Annotated in this window: 1 protein-coding gene and 1 pseudogene; both read left to right on the plus strand. The window is 65.7% G+C overall.

Annotated features, from left to right (window positions below):
* Positions 1-185 (plus strand): annotated as a pseudogene (gene nikC / locus JOY50_RS28580) (nickel ABC transporter permease subunit NikC); the annotation flags it as partial.
* Positions 185-423, plus strand: a 239-nt coding sequence (locus JOY50_RS28585) for an ATP-binding cassette domain-containing protein (RefSeq protein ID WP_243056178.1), incomplete at its 3' end; no start/stop codon positions are given. The pseudogene nikC and the gene JOY50_RS28585, both read left to right, overlap by 1 nt.

Here is a 423-nt window from a genome sequence, read left to right on the forward strand (position 1 = left end):
TCAGCGCACCCACGGCGGAATGGGGGGTGATGATTAACGATGCGCGGCAGTTTATCTGGACCCAGCCGCTACAGATGCTGTGGCCCGGCCTGGCGCTGTTTATCAGCGTGATGGCCTTTAACCTGGTGGGCGACGCGCTGCGCGATCGTCTCGATCCTCACCTGATCGCGGAGCACAGCCACTGATGCCGCAAAAGATCCAGTTAGAACACTTTACCCTGTGCGCCGGCCGCCCGCTGGTGACGGAGCTGTCGCTGACCCTGCGTCGCGGGCAGGTGCTGGCCCTGCTGGGCAGCAGCGGTTGCGGAAAATCGCTGACCTGTGCCGCCGCGCTTGGCGTTCTGCCACCCGGCGTCCGGCAAACCGCCGGGCGTCTGCTGCTGGACGGCATTCCGGTGCACGGCGAACAGCTACGGGGCGGTAC

The sequence above is a fragment of the Pseudomonas sp. BP01 genome (assembly GCF_022760795.1).
In the GTDB taxonomy this organism is placed as follows: domain Bacteria; phylum Pseudomonadota; class Gammaproteobacteria; order Pseudomonadales; family Pseudomonadaceae; genus Aquipseudomonas; species Aquipseudomonas putida_Q.